The 350-nt window shown below is 69.4% G+C and carries 1 protein-coding gene; it reads right to left on the bottom strand.

Going from position 1 to position 350, the window contains the following annotated elements; translation table 11 throughout:
• Nucleotides 1-350: transposase (locus tag FS770_RS13610; protein ID WP_145012805.1), on the bottom strand; the 350-nt coding region annotated here is incomplete at both ends.

Below are 350 nucleotides of genomic sequence, written 5' to 3'. Positions count from 1 at the left end.
GAAGTAGGCCAGGACGTCGCAGGCGCGTCTGGTCAGGGTGCGGCCGAGCTTGCGCAGTTCTACCAACGCCTCAGGCACACTGTCGGCGAGGGCGTCGATCACGGAGCTCATCTCGACGCGGCCGGCTGCCCGGTCGGGGTGACGGTAGGCGGAGATCATGCGCTGGTAGATCCCCCAGGTGCACTCGACGTGCACGTGCCGGTCCCCAGCGAAGAGCTTGTCAAGGCGCTCGTGCTGGCGGTCGGTGAGCAGGTCAGCCCCGGTGTGCAGGGTCCGCCGCGCGGTGTAGAGCGGGTCGCCCTTGCGTCCGCGGTGTCCGTGCAGTTCCTGCTGGACTCGGCGGCGGCACT

It is taken from the genome of Kocuria salsicia (assembly GCF_007681555.1).
Lineage (GTDB): Bacteria > Actinomycetota > Actinomycetes > Actinomycetales > Micrococcaceae > Kocuria > Kocuria salsicia.
The sequence above is the reverse complement of the archived record's forward strand: the minus strand, read 5'-3'. Positions and strand labels throughout refer to the sequence as shown.